18 protein-coding genes are annotated in these 15609 nt (G+C 32.5%); 10 read left to right on the plus strand and 8 right to left on the minus strand.

Annotated elements, in window-relative coordinates:
- The first annotated feature begins 7 nt into the window (after positions 1-7).
- From mnhA1 to CD116_RS03560, 8 genes are all read left to right on the plus strand, one after another.
- Positions 8-2413, plus strand: coding sequence for a Na+/H+ antiporter Mnh1 subunit A (gene mnhA1 / locus CD116_RS03525; RefSeq protein ID WP_047531900.1), 2406 nt, complete (start codon positions 8-10; stop codon positions 2411-2413).
- Entirely contained in the window at positions 2406-2834 is a 429-nt protein-coding gene (gene mnhB1, locus CD116_RS03530) for a Na+/H+ antiporter Mnh1 subunit B (RefSeq protein ID WP_047531898.1), read from the plus strand. Before mnhA1 ends, mnhB1 begins: the two co-directional genes overlap by 8 nt.
- Positions 2834-3175, plus strand: a complete 342-nt coding sequence (gene mnhC1, locus CD116_RS03535; protein ID WP_000402803.1) for a Na+/H+ antiporter Mnh1 subunit C — start codon at positions 2834-2836, stop codon at positions 3173-3175. Before mnhB1 ends, mnhC1 begins: the two co-directional genes overlap by 1 nt.
- Positions 3168-4664: a Na+/H+ antiporter Mnh1 subunit D gene (gene mnhD1 / locus CD116_RS03540; RefSeq protein WP_047531896.1), complete on the plus strand. Its 1497-nt coding sequence runs from the start codon at positions 3168-3170 to the stop codon at positions 4662-4664. The genes mnhC1 and mnhD1 overlap by 8 nt, the downstream gene beginning before the upstream one ends.
- Position 4665: 1 nt before the next feature.
- Complete coding sequence (gene mnhE1 / locus CD116_RS03545; RefSeq protein WP_047424608.1) at positions 4666-5145, plus strand: Na+/H+ antiporter Mnh1 subunit E; 480 nt, start codon at positions 4666-4668, stop codon at positions 5143-5145.
- Positions 5145-5438, plus strand: coding sequence for a Na+/H+ antiporter Mnh1 subunit F (gene mnhF1 / locus CD116_RS03550; protein ID WP_001016282.1), 294 nt, complete (start codon positions 5145-5147; stop codon positions 5436-5438). Before mnhE1 ends, mnhF1 begins: the two co-directional genes overlap by 1 nt.
- A complete protein-coding gene (gene mnhG1 / locus CD116_RS03555; RefSeq protein WP_000590451.1) occupies positions 5416-5772 on the plus strand; it encodes a Na+/H+ antiporter Mnh1 subunit G in 357 nt (118 codons plus the stop codon). The genes mnhF1 and mnhG1 overlap by 23 nt, the downstream gene beginning before the upstream one ends.
- Positions 5773-6033: 261 nt before the next feature.
- Entirely contained in the window at positions 6034-7188 is a 1155-nt protein-coding gene (locus tag CD116_RS03560; RefSeq protein WP_047531894.1) for an FAD/NAD(P)-binding protein, read from the plus strand.
- Positions 7189-7250: 62 nt separating this feature from the next.
- Here the strand turns inward: CD116_RS03560 and CD116_RS03565 are convergent, their stop codons facing one another.
- The 6 genes from CD116_RS03565 to CD116_RS03590 all read right to left on the minus strand — a co-directional run bounded on the left by CD116_RS03565 (position 7251) and on the right by CD116_RS03590 (position 13184).
- The gene (locus tag CD116_RS03565; RefSeq protein ID WP_047531892.1) at positions 7251-7625 is read right to left on the minus strand and encodes a PaaI family thioesterase; all 375 of its coding nucleotides are present in this window, start codon (positions 7623-7625) and stop codon (positions 7251-7253) included.
- A gap of 18 nt (positions 7626-7643) precedes the next feature.
- Entirely contained in the window at positions 7644-8960 is a 1317-nt protein-coding gene (locus tag CD116_RS03570; RefSeq protein WP_047531890.1) for a Na+/H+ antiporter family protein, read from the minus strand.
- Between the two features lie 348 nt (positions 8961-9308).
- Entirely contained in the window at positions 9309-10790 is a 1482-nt protein-coding gene (locus CD116_RS03575; protein ID WP_047531889.1) for a M17 family metallopeptidase, read from the minus strand.
- Between the two features lie 130 nt (positions 10791-10920).
- Entirely contained in the window at positions 10921-12129 is a 1209-nt protein-coding gene (locus CD116_RS03580; RefSeq protein ID WP_047424595.1) for an NAD(P)/FAD-dependent oxidoreductase, read from the minus strand.
- Between the two features lie 446 nt (positions 12130-12575).
- Positions 12576-12935, minus strand: a complete 360-nt coding sequence (locus tag CD116_RS03585) for a HesB/IscA family protein (protein WP_047424593.1) — start codon at positions 12933-12935, stop codon at positions 12576-12578.
- Between the two features lie 12 nt (positions 12936-12947).
- Entirely contained in the window at positions 12948-13184 is a 237-nt protein-coding gene (locus tag CD116_RS03590) for a YuzB family protein (protein WP_047424590.1), read from the minus strand.
- A 315-nt stretch (positions 13185-13499) separates the two neighbouring features.
- Here CD116_RS03590 and CD116_RS03595 point away from each other — a divergent pair, with 315 nt between their 5' ends.
- Positions 13500-14564 (plus strand): NAD(P)/FAD-dependent oxidoreductase, encoded by a 1065-nt coding sequence (locus tag CD116_RS03595; RefSeq protein WP_047551166.1) that lies wholly within the window; start codon positions 13500-13502, stop codon positions 14562-14564.
- A gap of 72 nt (positions 14565-14636) precedes the next feature.
- On the opposite strand, the gene CD116_RS03600 is transcribed toward CD116_RS03595, so the two are convergent.
- On the minus strand, positions 14637-14957 hold the full coding sequence (locus CD116_RS03600; RefSeq protein ID WP_047551163.1) for a YuzD family protein: 321 nt from the start codon (positions 14955-14957) through the stop codon (positions 14637-14639).
- Positions 14958-15057: 100 nt separating this feature from the next.
- Between CD116_RS03600 and CD116_RS03605 the strand changes: the two genes are divergently transcribed.
- Positions 15058-15300 carry a NifU family protein gene (locus tag CD116_RS03605; protein WP_001141883.1) on the plus strand — a complete coding sequence of 81 codons (243 nt, stop codon included), beginning with the start codon at positions 15058-15060 and terminating at the stop codon, positions 15298-15300.
- 112 nt (positions 15301-15412) lie between these two features.
- On the opposite strand, the gene CD116_RS13750 is transcribed toward CD116_RS03605, so the two are convergent.
- Positions 15413-15609: hypothetical protein (locus CD116_RS13750; RefSeq protein WP_103325183.1), on the minus strand; the 197-nt coding region annotated here is incomplete at its 5' end.

Here is a 15609-nt window from a genome sequence, read left to right on the forward strand (position 1 = left end):
CAACATAGTGAGTTTGTTACATATTGCGGTGATATTACCGTTAATATTCGCACTCATTATTCCTATCCTGTATAAATTTTTCAAACGTATACACTTAGGATGGTTCGTGTTACCTGTACCTATCGTTATATTTATTTATATGCTAACGCTAATTCAAACGACGATGTCAGGTAATACTGTAATGAAAACCTTAAATTGGATGCCTCATTTTGGTATGAACTTTGATTTATACCTTGATGGCTTAGGTTTACTCTTTAGTTTGCTTATTTCTGGAATCGGCAGTTTAGTCGTATTATATTCAATCGGCTACTTAAGTAAGTCAGAACAACTAGGGAATTTTTATTGTTATTTATTACTATTTATGGGTGCGATGTTAGGTGTCGTACTTTCAGATAATGTCATTATTTTGTATTTATTCTGGGAGTTAACATCATTTTCTAGTTTTTTACTTATTTCATTTTGGCGCGAACGACAAGCATCTATATATGGTGCTCAAAAATCGCTCATTATAACAGTGTTCGGTGGCTTATCATTATTAGGTGGTATCATCTTACTCGCTATACCAACACAATCATTTAGTATTCAATATATGATTAAACATGCTGCTGAAATTCAAGATAGTCCATTCTTTATTTTCGCGATGATTTTAATTATGATTGGTGCTTTTACTAAGTCAGCGCAGTTTCCATTTTATATTTGGTTACCAGATGCAATGGAAGCTCCTACACCTGTCAGTGCTTATCTTCACTCAGCGACAATGGTTAAAGCTGGACTATATTTAATTGCTCGAATGACACCAATCTTCGCAGCATCACAAGGTTGGATTTGGACTGTCACTCTTGTCGGTCTAATCACTTTATTCTGGGCTTCGCTAAATGCAACGAAGCAACAAGACTTAAAAGGAATTCTTGCCTTTTCAACAGTATCTCAGCTGGGTATGATTATGGCAATGCTTGGAATCGGTGCCATTAGTTATCACTATCACGGCGATGACAGTAAAATTTATGCTGCTGCATTTACAGCTGCAATATTCCATTTAATCAACCATGCAACTTTTAAAGGTGCCCTATTTATGATTACTGGCGCAGTTGATCATTCTACTGGTACACGTGACGTAAAAAAATTAGGTGGCTTGCTTACAATTATGCCTATCTCATTTACAATAACAGTCATTACAGCACTTAGTATGGCTGGTGTACCACCGTTCAATGGCTTCTTATCAAAAGAATCATTTTTAGAAACAACATTTACAGCAAGTCAAGCGAATTTATTTAGTGTTGATGCTTTAGGCTATTTATTCCCGATCATTGGTATCGTAGGCAGTATCTTCACATTTGTATATTCAATTAAATTTATAATGCATATATTTTTCGGACAATATAAACCTGATCAATTACCTAAAAAAGCACACGAAGTTTCTATTTTAATGCTTTTATCACCAGCTATTCTGGCAATATTAGTAATTATATTCGGATTATTCCCAGGTTTATTAACAAATTCAATCATTGAACCAGCAACTTCAGCAATTAACCATACAGTAATTGATGACGTTGAATTCCATATGTTCCATGGATTAACGCCAGCATTCCTATCAACTCTATTAATTTATATAGTTGGTATATTACTTATCGTGACATTTAGTTACTGGGTAAAACTATTACAACGACAGCCTGGTAAATTAACATTCAATTATTGGTACAACAGAAGCTCACAAGCTATTCCAGGTTACTCTGAAAAAATGACGAATAGTTACGTTACTGATTATTCACGTAATAATTTAGTTATCATTTTTGGTACTTTAATTTTATTAACATTTATCACTGTATTTTCTGTGCCGTTCAATATCAATTTTAAAGATGTAAGCCCTATTAGAATCTTTGAAGTTTGCATCGTTGTTCTATTACTCAGTGCGGCATTTTTAATTCTGTTTGCTAAATCAAGACTATTTAGCATTATTATGTTAAGTGCAGTTGGTTATGCTGTTTCAGTATTGTTTATATTCTTTAAAGCACCTGACTTAGCACTAACACAATTTGTAGTTGAATCGATTTCAACAGCATTATTCTTATTATGTTTCTATCACTTACCAAATTTAAATCGCTATAATGAAAAACGATCATTCCAATTAACTAATGCCTTAATTGCTACAGGCGTTGGATTATCTGTCATTATTATCGGTTTAATTGCATATGGAAATAGACACTTTGAATCAATTTCTAAATTCTATCAAGAGCATGTATATGATTTAGCTCAAGGTAAAAATATGGTTAACGTTATTCTAGTTGATTTCCGTGGTATGGATACGTTGTTCGAATCATCTGTACTTGGTATAGCCGGCTTAGCCGTGTATACCATGATTAAATTACGTAAAAAGCGCCCAACTCAAGATAAAGAGGTGAAAAATCATGAATAGACAACAAAATGATTTAATTTTGCAATTTGCAGCAGTTATCATCTTTTTCATGGTAATGGTCTTTGGTTTTTCACTTTTCTTAGCAGGACATTATACACCTGGTGGCGGTTTCGTTGGTGGATTATTATTTGCAAGTTCACTTGTTATCATTACGATAGCATTTGATATTGAAACGATGCGTAAAATTTTCCCATTAGATTTCAAAATATTAATTGGTATTGGATTAGTATTTTGTATAGGAACCCCTATTGCAAGTTGGTTTTTAGGTAAAAATTTCTTTACACATGTTACTTTTGATATACCACTATTTATCTTAGAACCCGTCCATATGACAACAGCAGTTTTCTTTGATTTTGGAGTTCTATGTGCAGTAGTTGGTACAGTCATGACAATTATTATTTCGATTGGAGAGAACGAATAGTGGAAATTATTATGATTTTTGTTAGTGGTATTCTCACAGCAATTAGTGTCTATCTCGTTTTGTCTAAAAGTCTGATACGAATTGTTATGGGAACAACACTACTCACACATGCAGCAAATTTATTTTTAATAACAATGGGTGGATTAAAACATGGCACAGTTCCAATTTATGAAGCGAACGTAAAAAGCTATGTTGATCCAATCCCTCAAGCACTTATATTAACAGCAATCGTAATTGCCTTTGCGACAACAGCCTTTTTCTTAGTACTAGCTTTTAGAACATATAAAGAATTAGGAACTGACAACGTTGAAAGTATGAAAGGAGTTCCAGAAGATGATTGAAAGTAATATGCTTGTGTTAACGCTTGTTATTCCAGTAATTGCAGCCATATTACTTGTCTTTATTGGAAAACGTCCTATTATAAAGCGTTATGTCGCACTTAGTGGAACATTATTAACTCTAATTGTGGCGATTTTAAATTTAATTAACGTAGTAAAACATGGACCTCTACGCGTAGAGCTAGGTTCTTGGAAAGCACCATATAGTATAGTCTTTGTATTAGACATATTTAGTGCGCTACTTATTATTACTAGTATTTTGATTACAGCAATGGTTATCTTATATTCATTTAAAACAATAGGTATTGAACGCGAAAGATTTTATTATTATTTTTCTGTTCTATTTATGCTAATAGGAATCATTGGTGCATTTACGACTGGTGATATATTCAACTTATTCGTATTCTTTGAAGTATTCTTAATGTCATCTTATTTCTTATTAGTTATCGGATCTACAAAAATACAATTACAAGAAACGATTAAATATGTTCTTGTTAACGTCGTTTCATCATCATTTTTTGTTATGGGTGTGGCGATTTTATATTCAGTAGTAGGAACATTGAACCTAGCAGACATAAGCAATAAATTAGCTAATCTTTCTGCTCATGACAGTGGTTTAGTAAATATAGTATTCATATTATTTATCTTTGTTTTTGCTACTAAAGCTGGTGCTTTTCCAATGTTTGTTTGGTTGCCAAGTGCATATTATGCGCCCCCTATTCCGATTATTGCATTCTTTGGTGCATTGCTGACTAAAGTCGGTGTATATGCGATTGCAAGAACTCTAAGTTTATTCTTTAGTGATAATGTCAGTTTCTCACATTACGTAATTTTATTCTTGGCATTATTAACAATTATTTTTGGTTGTGTAGGTGCGATTGCGTATACAGACATTAAAAAAATCATACTATATAATGTCATGATTGCAGTTGGTGTTATTTTAGTAGGTGTAGCAATGATGACAGAATCAGGCATGATTGGTGCCATATACTATACATTACATGACATGTTAGTAAAGCTTGCATTATTCTTACTAATCGGTATTATGATTAAAATTACAGGCACACCTGACTTAAAACAATTTGGTGGCTTAATTAAACGATATCCTGTACTTGGCTGGTCATTCTTTATTGCCGCTTTAAGTTTAGCTGGTATTCCACCATTAAGTGGATTTTATGGTAAATTTTATATCGTTCAATCGACTTTTGAAAGAGGATTTTATTTAAGTGGTGTCATCGTCTTATTATCAAGTTTAGTCGTATTATATTCTGTCATTCGCATATTCCTACAAGGCTTTTTCGGTCAACCAAAAGGATATGATCTTAATAACAAAGTCGACGTCAAATATTTAACTACGATTGCAATCGTTGCAGTTGTGATAACTGTTTTATATGGATTGTCAGCAGATTACTTATATCCAATGGTAAAAGCTGGTGCAGAAACATTCTACAATCCATCAACCTACGTTAAAGCTGTATTAGGAGGTAAATAACATGGCTGTACAATTAGTATTAAACTTTATTATCGCAGTGTTTTGGTTGTTTGTGACAAATAGTTACACAACAAATAACTTTGTGTTAGGTTTTATCTTTGGCCTAGTTCTTGTTTACCTCTTACACAGAGTATTACCTGGTAGATTTTACGTTATTACTTTGTATCGTATTGTTAAATTAATCATTATTTTCTTAATCGAACTAATTAAAGCGAATTTTGATGTTTTAAAAATTATAATTAAACCTTCAATTAAAAATGAACCAGGATTCTTTGTTTATCACACAGATTTAAAAAAAGATTGGCAAATTGTCTTATTGTCTAATTTAATTACATTGACACCAGGTACTGTCGTTCTTGGTGTAAGTGATGATCGTACAAAGATATACATTCATGCTATCGATTTTTCAACTAAAGAAGAAGAAGTTGAAAGCATTAAATCATCATTAGAAAAAATTGTTAGAGAGGTGGGCGAAATATAATGAACCATAATATTATTATAGTCATTGCACTTATCATTGTTGTTATGTCAATGTTAGCGATGCTTATTCGAGTTGTATTAGGCCCCTCACTCGCAGATCGTGTTGTTGCACTAGATGCAATTGGCCTACAATTAATGGCCGTTATCGCATTATTTAGTATTTTATTAAATATTAAATACATGATTGTCGTAATAATGATGATTGGTATTTTAGCATTTTTAGGTACTGCAGTATTCTCTAAATTTATGGACAAAGGTAAGGTGATTGAACATGATCAAAATCATACTGATTAGTCTTGCACTTATCTTTGTTATCATCGGTGCTTTAATTAGCGCCCTAGCAGCTATAGGATTATTGAGACTTGAAGATGTATATTCACGTGCACATGCTGCCGGAAAAGCATCAACATTAGGTGCAATGTCATTACTATTTGGTACGTTTTTATATTTTATTGCTACTCAAGGTTTTGTAAATATGCAATTAATCGTTGCGATTATCTTTGTATTAATTACAGGTCCTCTTTCAAGTCATATGATTATGAAAGCAGCATATAATATTAAAACGCCTTATACTAAAAAGACTAAAGTCGATGAAATTTCGGAAGACTTAAAAGACACAAAATTATAGATTATATAACAAAGTCATGAATATAAATCAACAACAAACAGCAGTAATATGATTCCAAATTAGGAATGATTTTACTGCTGTTTTCTTTTGACATTGTTACCTCTTTTTCATTGATTTTAGTTTAGTCATACTTCTTTGACTACAACTTCGCCCTATCTACGTATATCTCTTTAATTTAATTGCCTTTCATCTCGTTATGTATTATGATAATAATAATTATAAATCGTAACGATTACGCTTTAAAAAGAGAGAGGTTTTATTATGCATTGGACAATTATCGGCGGTGGCATACAGGGAACTGCAATCGCACAAAAACTATTATCAAGCGGATTAACAACAGACCGATTAACAATCATTGACCCACACGAAACTTTTTGCCAAAGGTTCAACTCATATACAAATCGAATAGAAATGCCTTATTTAAGATCACCGATTGTACATCACGTACATCCACAACCGTTCCATCTAAAACAATTCGCTAAACAGCACCAATATACAAATGCTTTTTATGGTCCTTATCAACGACCTGAATTGACAATGTTTATGGATCATATTGCACATGCTTCTAAACAATATCAATTAGAGGATTGCTTGGTTCAAGGTTTAGTTCAAACTTTAGATAAACAAAAAGACAAATGGCATATCAAGTTAGAAGATGGACAAATTATCACTACAGATTGCGTCGTTATTGCAATAGGCAGTACAAATATTCCGTTTATGCCTGACATTTTAAAAGACAAACAGAATGTAAATCATATCTTCGAGAAAGAACATGATCAAGTAGTATATGATAAGACCGATCATATCGTTGGTAGTGGCATTACTGCTGCACATCTTGCACTTAAATTGTTAAATCATGATGACGATAAAAAGATTCATTTATGGCTAAATAAAGATATTGAAATACATGACTTTGATGCTGATCCTGGTTGGTTAGGTCCGAAAAATATGTCTTCATTTTTAAGTACTAAAAGCATGCCTGAAAGAAATGCCATTGTACAACGTGAACGTCATAAAGGATCAATGCCTCACGAACTGTACTTACGCCTTAAAAAACATATTAAAAATGGTCGTATAAATGTGCATAAAACACCTATCACTCAAATTAGTGGTGGTTTAATTAACACTGAAAATGATTCTGTTCCATATCAACAAATTCTTGTTGCTACTGGTTTTGAACAAAATTTCATGTCACAACCACTTATCCAACAACTAATTCAAAACTATAATGCACCACTCAATGAATGTAACTATCCTGTTATCTCTGAAAAATTAGAATGGTTACCTAACTTATTTGTAGCAGGATGTTTTGCAGATTTAGAATTAGGGCCATTTGGTAGAAATGTCATGGGCGGTCGCAAAGCTTCTGAACGCATCGAACAAGCATTTATTAAACTACAGCAATATAGTGCATAAAAAAACTGCTAGCGAGGGTAAGACATAAAGATTTTGTCCCGTCCTCTTGCTAGCAGTCTTTTTTATTTTAACGGTTTAATAGCAATCGTACCTCTCATAACCGTTATTAATTGTCCTTTATCATTTTTTATTTTAATATCCCATACATGTGTCGTTTTGCCTTGATGAATGATTTCAGCTGTCGCAGTAACGCGACCATCTTTTGCCGAATGAATATGGTTAGCATTCATTTCCATGCCTAATGGAACAAATTGGGTTGTATCTATCAAATTTGCCGATCCTAATGAACATGCTGTTTCACCTAAAGCAATCGAAGCTCCACCATGTAAATATCCAAATGGTTGTTTTACTTTATCAGTCACAGGCATTGAAATAACAACATAACCATCTTCTTGATGTTCAATCACCATTTCAAATGTCTCTAATAAATGCGTCATTCTTTCACCTCTTTATGATTATAGTATCATAGCAGCAATTGTACCGAAAATCATCAACGGTATATTATAAAACAAGAAGTTTGGAATACATGTATCTCGAATATGATCATGTTGTCCATCTACATTTAATCCAGCTGTTGGCCCTAATGTTGAATCACTTGCAGGAGAACCAGAATCACCTAAAGCACTCGCAGTCCCTATTAAAGCAATTAATGCCATTGTATCTAATCCAATCGAGGCACCAAATGGGATAAATAATGATGCAATAATTGGAATAGTTGCGAATGATGAACCTATACCTAATGTCACAATTAAGCCTATGACATACATTACAATAATACTTAATAATTTGTTATCACCGGTAATACTTGTTAATGCTTTAACTAATTCATCTATATCACCAGTTGCATTCATTACCCCAGCAAAACCATTAGCTGTTAAAATAACTACGCCAATATAAGCCATTATTTTGATACCTTCTACAAACTTAGCATCCAATTCGTACCAATTATATGCACGAGAGATGAAGAATACAAGCACACCTGCTAAGGCCCCAAATATCATTGAGTCTGTAAATGTTTGTACTAAAAATGTAGCCAATATCGCTACAATTGTAACAATTAAAATGTATGGTTTTAATTCAGTTACTGGTTCATTATCGGAAATATTACGTGTTTCATATTCACGTGGTTTTCGATATACAAATAAACCAAGTAGCAAACCGACAATATATCCCATTGAAGGAATAAGCATAGCTTTCCAAATCATATTAAATTCTATTGGATGATTCGCCTTTGCAAAACCACTTTGGATAATTTGTTGGAAAATTTGTCCAAATCCATAAGGTAATAAAACATATGGAAAACATAAACCAAATCCAATAATTAAACCGATTAAACGTCTATCGATTTTTAATTCATTAAAAAGACTTAATAATGGGGGAATAACGATTGGAATGAATGCAATATGTACCGGGATTAAGTTCTGACTCATAATGCTCATTGCCAATAGAGCTATGATAATAGTTACCTTTACTTTAACTCTTGACCATCGACTATTTTCAGCATGAATAGCATTTATAATCTTTCCTACTAAATAGTCTGTAATACCACTGTAGGATATCAATGCTGCAAATCCACCTAATAAAGCATAACTTAATGCAACCTCTGCACCATCGACAATATTTTTCCCAAATACATTTATTACTTTTTCAATGCTCATGCCTGAAATAACGCCACCTACAAGTGCACTGATAAATAAGCTTATAACTACATTTAAGCGACATAAACAAAGTACTATCATTAAAATTACTGCTATCACTACTGCATTTATCATACGACAACCATCCTTTATCACTCTATCGAACTAAAGCATTTATAAAGTTCATAGTATCAGTAGCTTCACTAACTGTCAATAGCAACTGTTTAAAATTTCTATATTTATACTTATTTTCATTTTACAAAATAATTCAAACTATAATAAAATGCTTAATTAGTTATTAATATTAGGTTTCTATTCATTATTAGGCACTTAAATATTGTTTGTTTCAATTACAAAATATCATTTAAATGTGTTCAGATACTTTATTATGGTGTTAAGCATTCCTCTATTCTTCAATAAAATACCTGATACAAGTAATCGTTTTGAATTATAATGGTTATTTGTATCAGGCTTCTATTATATTTATTGTTTTCTTAACCAATCGACTATTGTTGGAATCATAAATCCAGTTGGACCTTTAGGACCATCAAATGACGCCTTATTAGTAGTTGCTGGTCCTGCAATATCAAAATGAATATGAGGCGTTTGACCGCTAAAATGTGTTACAAAACTTGCAGCAAATAATGCTTTACCCTGCCCATTCGTATGATTGACTATATCAGCTACATCACTTTGCTTAATTTTAGTACGTTCAGTTGCAGTAATTGGTAATTCAAATACCATTTCATCTAATGTAAGACTAATTTTTAATATATCATCTAAAATTGTCTTGCAATTGGACTGAAACGCAGCCGCTTTATCTTCACCTAGTGCAACAATTGCTGCACCTGTTAATGTAGCAAAATCCATAATGACCCTTGGTTGAAATTGATTTGCGTAATATACTGCATCTCCAAGTACTAATCTACCTTCAGCGTCTGTATTCATTACTTCTACCGTTTCACCACTTAATGCTGTAAATACATCATCTGGCTTCATTGATGCTTCATTTATCATATTCTCAGCACAAGCAAGCACTCCGACAATATTTACAGGCAGTTGTAAACGACTAGCCGCTTCTATAATACCAACGACATTCGCAGCACCACACATATCGAATTTCATTGTTGCCATGCCATTCTTCGTTTTAATACTATATCCACCTGAGTCATACGTAATACCTTTACCTACTAATGCAATTGGTGCGTCGTCATCTTTTTTGCCATTGTATGTGATAGTTACTAATCGTGGTTTATGTTTACTTCCTTTACCAACCGCATGTATAAGACCAAAACCTTCAGAAACTAGTGTGTGATTGTCTTTAACATCGACTTTAACCGCCGTATTTTTAAAATGATTAACGATATCTTCTGCAAATGTTTGTGGTGTTAAAATATTAGGTGGCATATTACTAAAATCTCTAGCTAAATTAATAGCTTGACCGATAATAACCCCATCATTGATAGTATCAATATCAATTTCTTTTAATTTATCACTAATTAGATATAGGTTCGTATTAAATGGGGCTTTTTTATTCGATTTATAATGATCGAATTGATATGTTGCACGTTCACTTTGAACCCCACATGAGGCTAACACACTTGATAACTGACCATATTTGGAAATAAATGTATCCATCAGTAAATACGTATCTTTAACATGTTCCTGTTCTATGTATTGAAAAAGCTGTCCCCAAATCTTCAACAAATCACGATAGTGTTGATTTTTTAAGTTTCCTAACCCAACTGCAATTAGTCGATAGATATTGTTTTGGACGGAGAATGCAGTTGTGTAAATCTTTCCAACTGTACTCCCTATAATATGTTTATGCTTAAGTGATTCTAATGTTTCTGTTATATCAATATCGTTAAAAATAATACTATCTAATTGATTTAAATGCTCCGGGATTCCAATGATTAACGTATTGATTTCCTTTTCTGTTTCTTTATTTAGTTTAAAATTCATATTATACCTCCTTGATTTTGATATGTTACTCACTTCAAATTGTACAACAATAAAGCCCTTCAGTAATACTGAAGGACTCTATATAATGATAATTTAATTTTAAGTGTTTGGCGTTAACTTAATTTAAAGCTTAGAATTTACCTTTTTTAAATGCTAAACCGATACCACCGATTTTGAATACGGCACGTGTATCAATTACTTTTTTCATGAATGCTGCTTTTTTACCAGCGATTGGTTTACCAAATACCATACCAACACCATCATGTGAACCTAAAGAACATACTGTTCCACGATCAACGTATACAAATTCTTCAGTTGATTCACCATTTAAGATGTGTTTAATATTTTTAGCAACATTTTCACCTTGTTGCATAGCAATTTGTGCTGTAGTCGGTAATGGACGTTCTTCACCAGCAGGGATAAACGCTGAACAGTCACCAATAACAAAGATATCATCGTAACCTTTGATTGTTAAATCTTGGTTCGTAACAATACGTCCACGTTTAACACCTTCAAATGATTCTTCCATTAATTTACTTCCACGTACACCAGCTGCCCATACTGAAGTACCAGCGTGTAATTGTTGTTTTTCACCGTCAACTTCTACTACAAAACCTTTTTCGTTACAAGCAACGATTGGTGTAGCAATTTTAAATTCAACACCGCGGTCTTCTAAGTAGCTAACTGCGTGGTTAACTAATTCTTCTGAGAACATTGGCAACATTTTAGGAGCTGCTTCAACACAAGTAATTTTAACTTTGTTTTGATCTACACCATATTTGCTACATAATTCAGGAATTCTATCTGTTAATTCACCTAAAAATTCAACACCAGTGAATCCAGCACCACCAACTAAGATAGATAAGTCGTTATCATCTTTTTCTTTTGATGCTGCATAGTTAGCAAATTTGTCTTCGATATGACGTGATAATTCACGTGCTGTGATAACATTTTCGATTTGGAAAGCATGTTCTTTCATACCTTCGATACCAAATGTTTCACTAATGAAACCTAATGCTACTACTAAAATATCAAAGTCATAAATACCTTGATTTGTTTCTACTTTTTTCGCATCGCGGTCAATTTTTGTTACTTCAGCTTGAACAAAGTTCACTTTATCTTTCTTCAAGACACTTTCCACAGGATATAATACATCTTCATAGTTTAACGTACCTGCTGATGCTTCATGTAACCATGTCGCTTCATAGTGATATTCATTTTTATTAATAAGCGTAATTTCTGCTTCTTCTGAAGATATCGCTTTTTGCAATTTAGTTACAGTTTGTAAACCTGCATAACCAGCACCAAGTACAAGTACCTTTTTACGATCTTGAGCCATTTAATTTCACCTAAGCTTTCATATTTTTTTAACCAAATGCTGATAATTACTAGTAACAACTGGTCATTACTGTTTTTACCACAATGTATACTAGTTTATCATCATTTTGTTATTTAAGTCTTTTAAATTATGCAAAAACCTGTGATGTTCACAAAAAAGACATTTTTAATCCATTACTAATTCTATAGCTTTTAAGACATATTTTCAAGCGAGATTCAATCAGATTGTGAAAAAATTAATTAATTTTACTGTACAAAGATTTTAAATATAGGTGTAACCGTTATCACTGAAAATACTATATTGGACTTTACACTAAAGTCTTTGTTTTAAAATTAAACAATAAAATATACAAATAAAAAAGGACATATTGATATATGCCCCATACTATCATTTATATTCATGTAGGATATCCTTTGTAAGTACATGAAACTCGCTAGTCTTAATAACTAGCAATTTTCTGGATTACCAGCTACTTTTGCTGTTCTAAATGAACTTCCACATCCACAAGAAGCAATTGCATTAGGATTATCGATTTGGAAGCCACCACCCATTAATGATTGTTTAAAATCAATTGTCGTACCATTTAGTACAGGTGCATCCTTTTTATCTACAAGTACTTTTAAACCAAAGTATTCTAAAACTTCATCATTTTCACCTGGTGCTTCTTCTGCACCCATACCGTATGTTAATCCAGTACAACCGCCACCATTAACCTTAATCTTCAAATACCCGTCTGGCATATCATTTGCTTTTAACATATCTTTTACTTCATAAGCAGCAGCTTCTGTTAATATAACTGTTGGCATGTTAATTCCTCCTTAAAAAATCCATGTTTCTTTTATATGCGCATAAATGTTTTGTAGTAATTCTTCAGGCGAATCACCTTCAACAATATCACCATTTACTAAAGCGTACAACCCGGCTGAACATACACCACAATGTGTTAGACATCCATATTCTAACACGTCAACATCTGGATCGTTTTCAAGTTGATTAAAAACATAATCTCCACCTTTAGCCATGTTAGAGATACAAAATTCTACAATCGGATTCATACTTCACCTTCTTATTTCATTTGTCTCAATATTATAGCATTTTACCATACCTAATTTAACATGATGTGCTCAATTAATTTAATTGTTTTATCATAACTCAAAGCTTTAAACTTATCTTACAGTATTAAATACAAATATATAATTGTAGTCATTTTCAAAAAAATATATAATAAGCATATAAATACATATTTACTTTTTTAGGGGTTGATGATAAATCAAAGACTTTCATAACGATGTTATTGCACTATAAATGAAATTCTTCTTTGATTTAATCACATTAAAGTAAATATTAACATATAAAAGGGGTACTTCATTATGAAAAATTTAGTTTTGCTAGGCGGCGGATATGGTAATATGCGTATTATGTCACGTATTTTAACATCATCTTTACCACAAAATTATACAGTTACATTAGTTGATAGAATGCCATTTCATGGTTTAAAACCTGAATTTTATGCATTAGCTGCTGGTACGAAATCCGATAAAGATGTTCGTATGAAATTCCCTAATTACCCACAAGTGAATACGGTATATGGTGAAATTAACGACATTGATTTGGATGCTCAAATTGTCTCAGTTGGTAATTCTAAAATTGATTATGATGAATTAATAATTGGTTTAGGATGTGAAGATAAATATCATAATGTTCCTGGTGCTGAAGAATATACACATAGTATTCAAACATTATCTAAGGCTCGTGATACATTTCATAGTATTAGTGAGTTACCTGAAGGTGCTAAAGTTGGTATTGTTGGTGCGGGGTTGAGTGGTATCGAACTTGCAAGTGAGTTGCGAGAAAGTCGTTCAGATTTGGAAATTTACCTTTACGATCGTGGACCAAGAATTTTAAGAAATTTTCCAGAAAAATTAAGTAAGTACGTCGCAAAATGGTTTGCTAAAAATAATGTAACCGTTGTGCCGAATTCAAATATTAATAAAGTTGAACCGGGTAAAATTTACAATTGTGATGAACCTAAAGATATTGATTTGGTTGTGTGGACTGCAGGTATTCAACCTGTCGAAGTTGTTCGTAACTTACCAATAGACATTAATAGTAATGGTCGTGTTATCGTAAATCAATATCACCAAGTTCCTACATATCGAAATGTTTATGTTGTAGGTGATTGTGCAGACTTACCACATGCACCTAGTGCACAATTAGCTGAGGTACAAGGCGATCAAATTGCTGATGTTCTTAAGAAACGATGGCAAAATGAACCATTGCCTGATAAAATGCCAGAATTAAAAGTACAAGGTATCGTTGGTTCATTAGGAGATAAGCAAGGCTTTGCATACATTATGGATCGTACTGTTACAGGCCGACTTGCTTCAATCTTAAAGTCTGGCGTGCTTTGGTTATATAAATATCATAATGGTTAAAATATACAATTCATTAAAAATGCAATGTCAGCTTTTCTGTTTCGACATTGCATTTTTATTTTGCGTAAACTATTAATTTGTATAATGACTTTCAATAAATCTTGTTATTTGCTTTGTTTGAATGTATCCATCCGCAACATATTCATCGTTCATTGTAATTAATGGATAAAATAGCTCTTCCTGCTCTATCCTTTCAATAAATTGTAAATCATGATCGGTTAAATTATCGTTATTTTTATTAATATCAATATACGTATATTTAAATGTTATATTAGGGTACTTTCTTTTTAATAATGGTTGTAACCAATCGTATATATCTTTCGACGTTGGTGCGTTCACACAACTTGCACATATAACGTCAGCCCCATAAACTACCACACTAACGTGTTCCATTTATTTATCCCCCATTGGTTTGATAGATTTTTAATTCACTATCTATTATAATATACTAATAAAGATTATCAAATTCATCTCTCGAAAGGAGACTTGCCTGATGCCTACTGAGGATACAACAATGTTTGATCAAGTAGCAGAAGTAATCGAACGTCTTCGTCCATTTTTATTACGTGATGGTGGCGACTGCTCATTGATTGACGTAGAAGATGGTATTGTTAAATTACAATTACATGGAGCATGTGGTACATGCCCAAGTTCTACTATTACACTTAAAGCTGGAATTGAACGTGCATTGCACGAAGAAGTTCCTGGTGTAATTGAAGTAGAACAAGTATTCTAATATAGAGATTACAATTTAAAGAAACATATTATGAATATCAATTAAGACAGGAATAACGATTTGATTGGAATCAATTATCTCCTGTCTTTCTATTTTTGCTTTAAAATATGAACTAACTAATAATTAGGTAGAAAGTGAAACCTTCTGCTTTTTTCGAGCCTGAGACATAAATCAATGTTCTATGCTCTAAAGAGTTATATTGGCAGTAGTTGACTGAACGAAAATGCGCTTGTAACAAGCTTTTTTCAATTCTAGTGTAAATGTCAATATAAAAATGTACATAAATGATTGTATAAGAATGTACAAAAT

The sequence above is a fragment of the Staphylococcus schweitzeri genome (assembly GCF_002902405.1).
GTDB lineage: Bacteria > Bacillota > Bacilli > Staphylococcales > Staphylococcaceae > Staphylococcus > Staphylococcus schweitzeri.

What these genes read in the sequence shown, in the direction of transcription:
- CD116_RS03585 (WP_047424593.1), bottom strand. Translation starts at nt 12,935, where the DNA reads ATGCCAACAGTTATATTAACAGAAGCTGCTGCTTATGAAGTAAAAGAT.
- mnhD1 (WP_047531896.1), top strand. Translation starts at nt 3,168, where the DNA reads ATGATTGAAAGTAATATGCTTGTGTTAACGCTTGTTATTCCAGTAATT.
- CD116_RS03575 (WP_047531889.1), bottom strand. Translation starts at nt 10,790, where the DNA reads ATGAATTTTAAACTAAATAAAGAAACAGAAAAGGAAATCAATACGTTA.
- mnhE1 (WP_047424608.1), top strand. Translation starts at nt 4,666, where the DNA reads ATGGCTGTACAATTAGTATTAAACTTTATTATCGCAGTGTTTTGGTTG.
- mnhF1 (WP_001016282.1), top strand. Translation starts at nt 5,145, where the DNA reads ATGAACCATAATATTATTATAGTCATTGCACTTATCATTGTTGTTATG.
- CD116_RS03605 (WP_001141883.1), top strand. Translation starts at nt 15,058, where the DNA reads ATGCCTACTGAGGATACAACAATGTTTGATCAAGTAGCAGAAGTAATC.
- mnhB1 (WP_047531898.1), top strand. Translation starts at nt 2,406, where the DNA reads ATGAATAGACAACAAAATGATTTAATTTTGCAATTTGCAGCAGTTATC.
- CD116_RS03565 (WP_047531892.1), bottom strand. Translation starts at nt 7,625, where the DNA reads ATGACGCATTTATTAGAGACATTTGAAATGGTGATTGAACATCAAGAA.
- CD116_RS03590 (WP_047424590.1), bottom strand. Translation starts at nt 13,184, where the DNA reads ATGAATCCGATTGTAGAATTTTGTATCTCTAACATGGCTAAAGGTGGA.
- CD116_RS03570 (WP_047531890.1), bottom strand. Translation starts at nt 8,960, where the DNA reads ATGATAAATGCAGTAGTGATAGCAGTAATTTTAATGATAGTACTTTGT.
- CD116_RS03595 (WP_047551166.1), top strand. Translation starts at nt 13,500, where the DNA reads ATGAAAAATTTAGTTTTGCTAGGCGGCGGATATGGTAATATGCGTATT.
- CD116_RS03580 (WP_047424595.1), bottom strand. Translation starts at nt 12,129, where the DNA reads ATGGCTCAAGATCGTAAAAAGGTACTTGTACTTGGTGCTGGTTATGCA.
- CD116_RS03600 (WP_047551163.1), bottom strand. Translation starts at nt 14,957, where the DNA reads ATGGAACACGTTAGTGTGGTAGTTTATGGGGCTGACGTTATATGTGCA.
- CD116_RS03560 (WP_047531894.1), top strand. Translation starts at nt 6,034, where the DNA reads ATGCATTGGACAATTATCGGCGGTGGCATACAGGGAACTGCAATCGCA.
- mnhG1 (WP_000590451.1), top strand. Translation starts at nt 5,416, where the DNA reads ATGATCAAAATCATACTGATTAGTCTTGCACTTATCTTTGTTATCATC.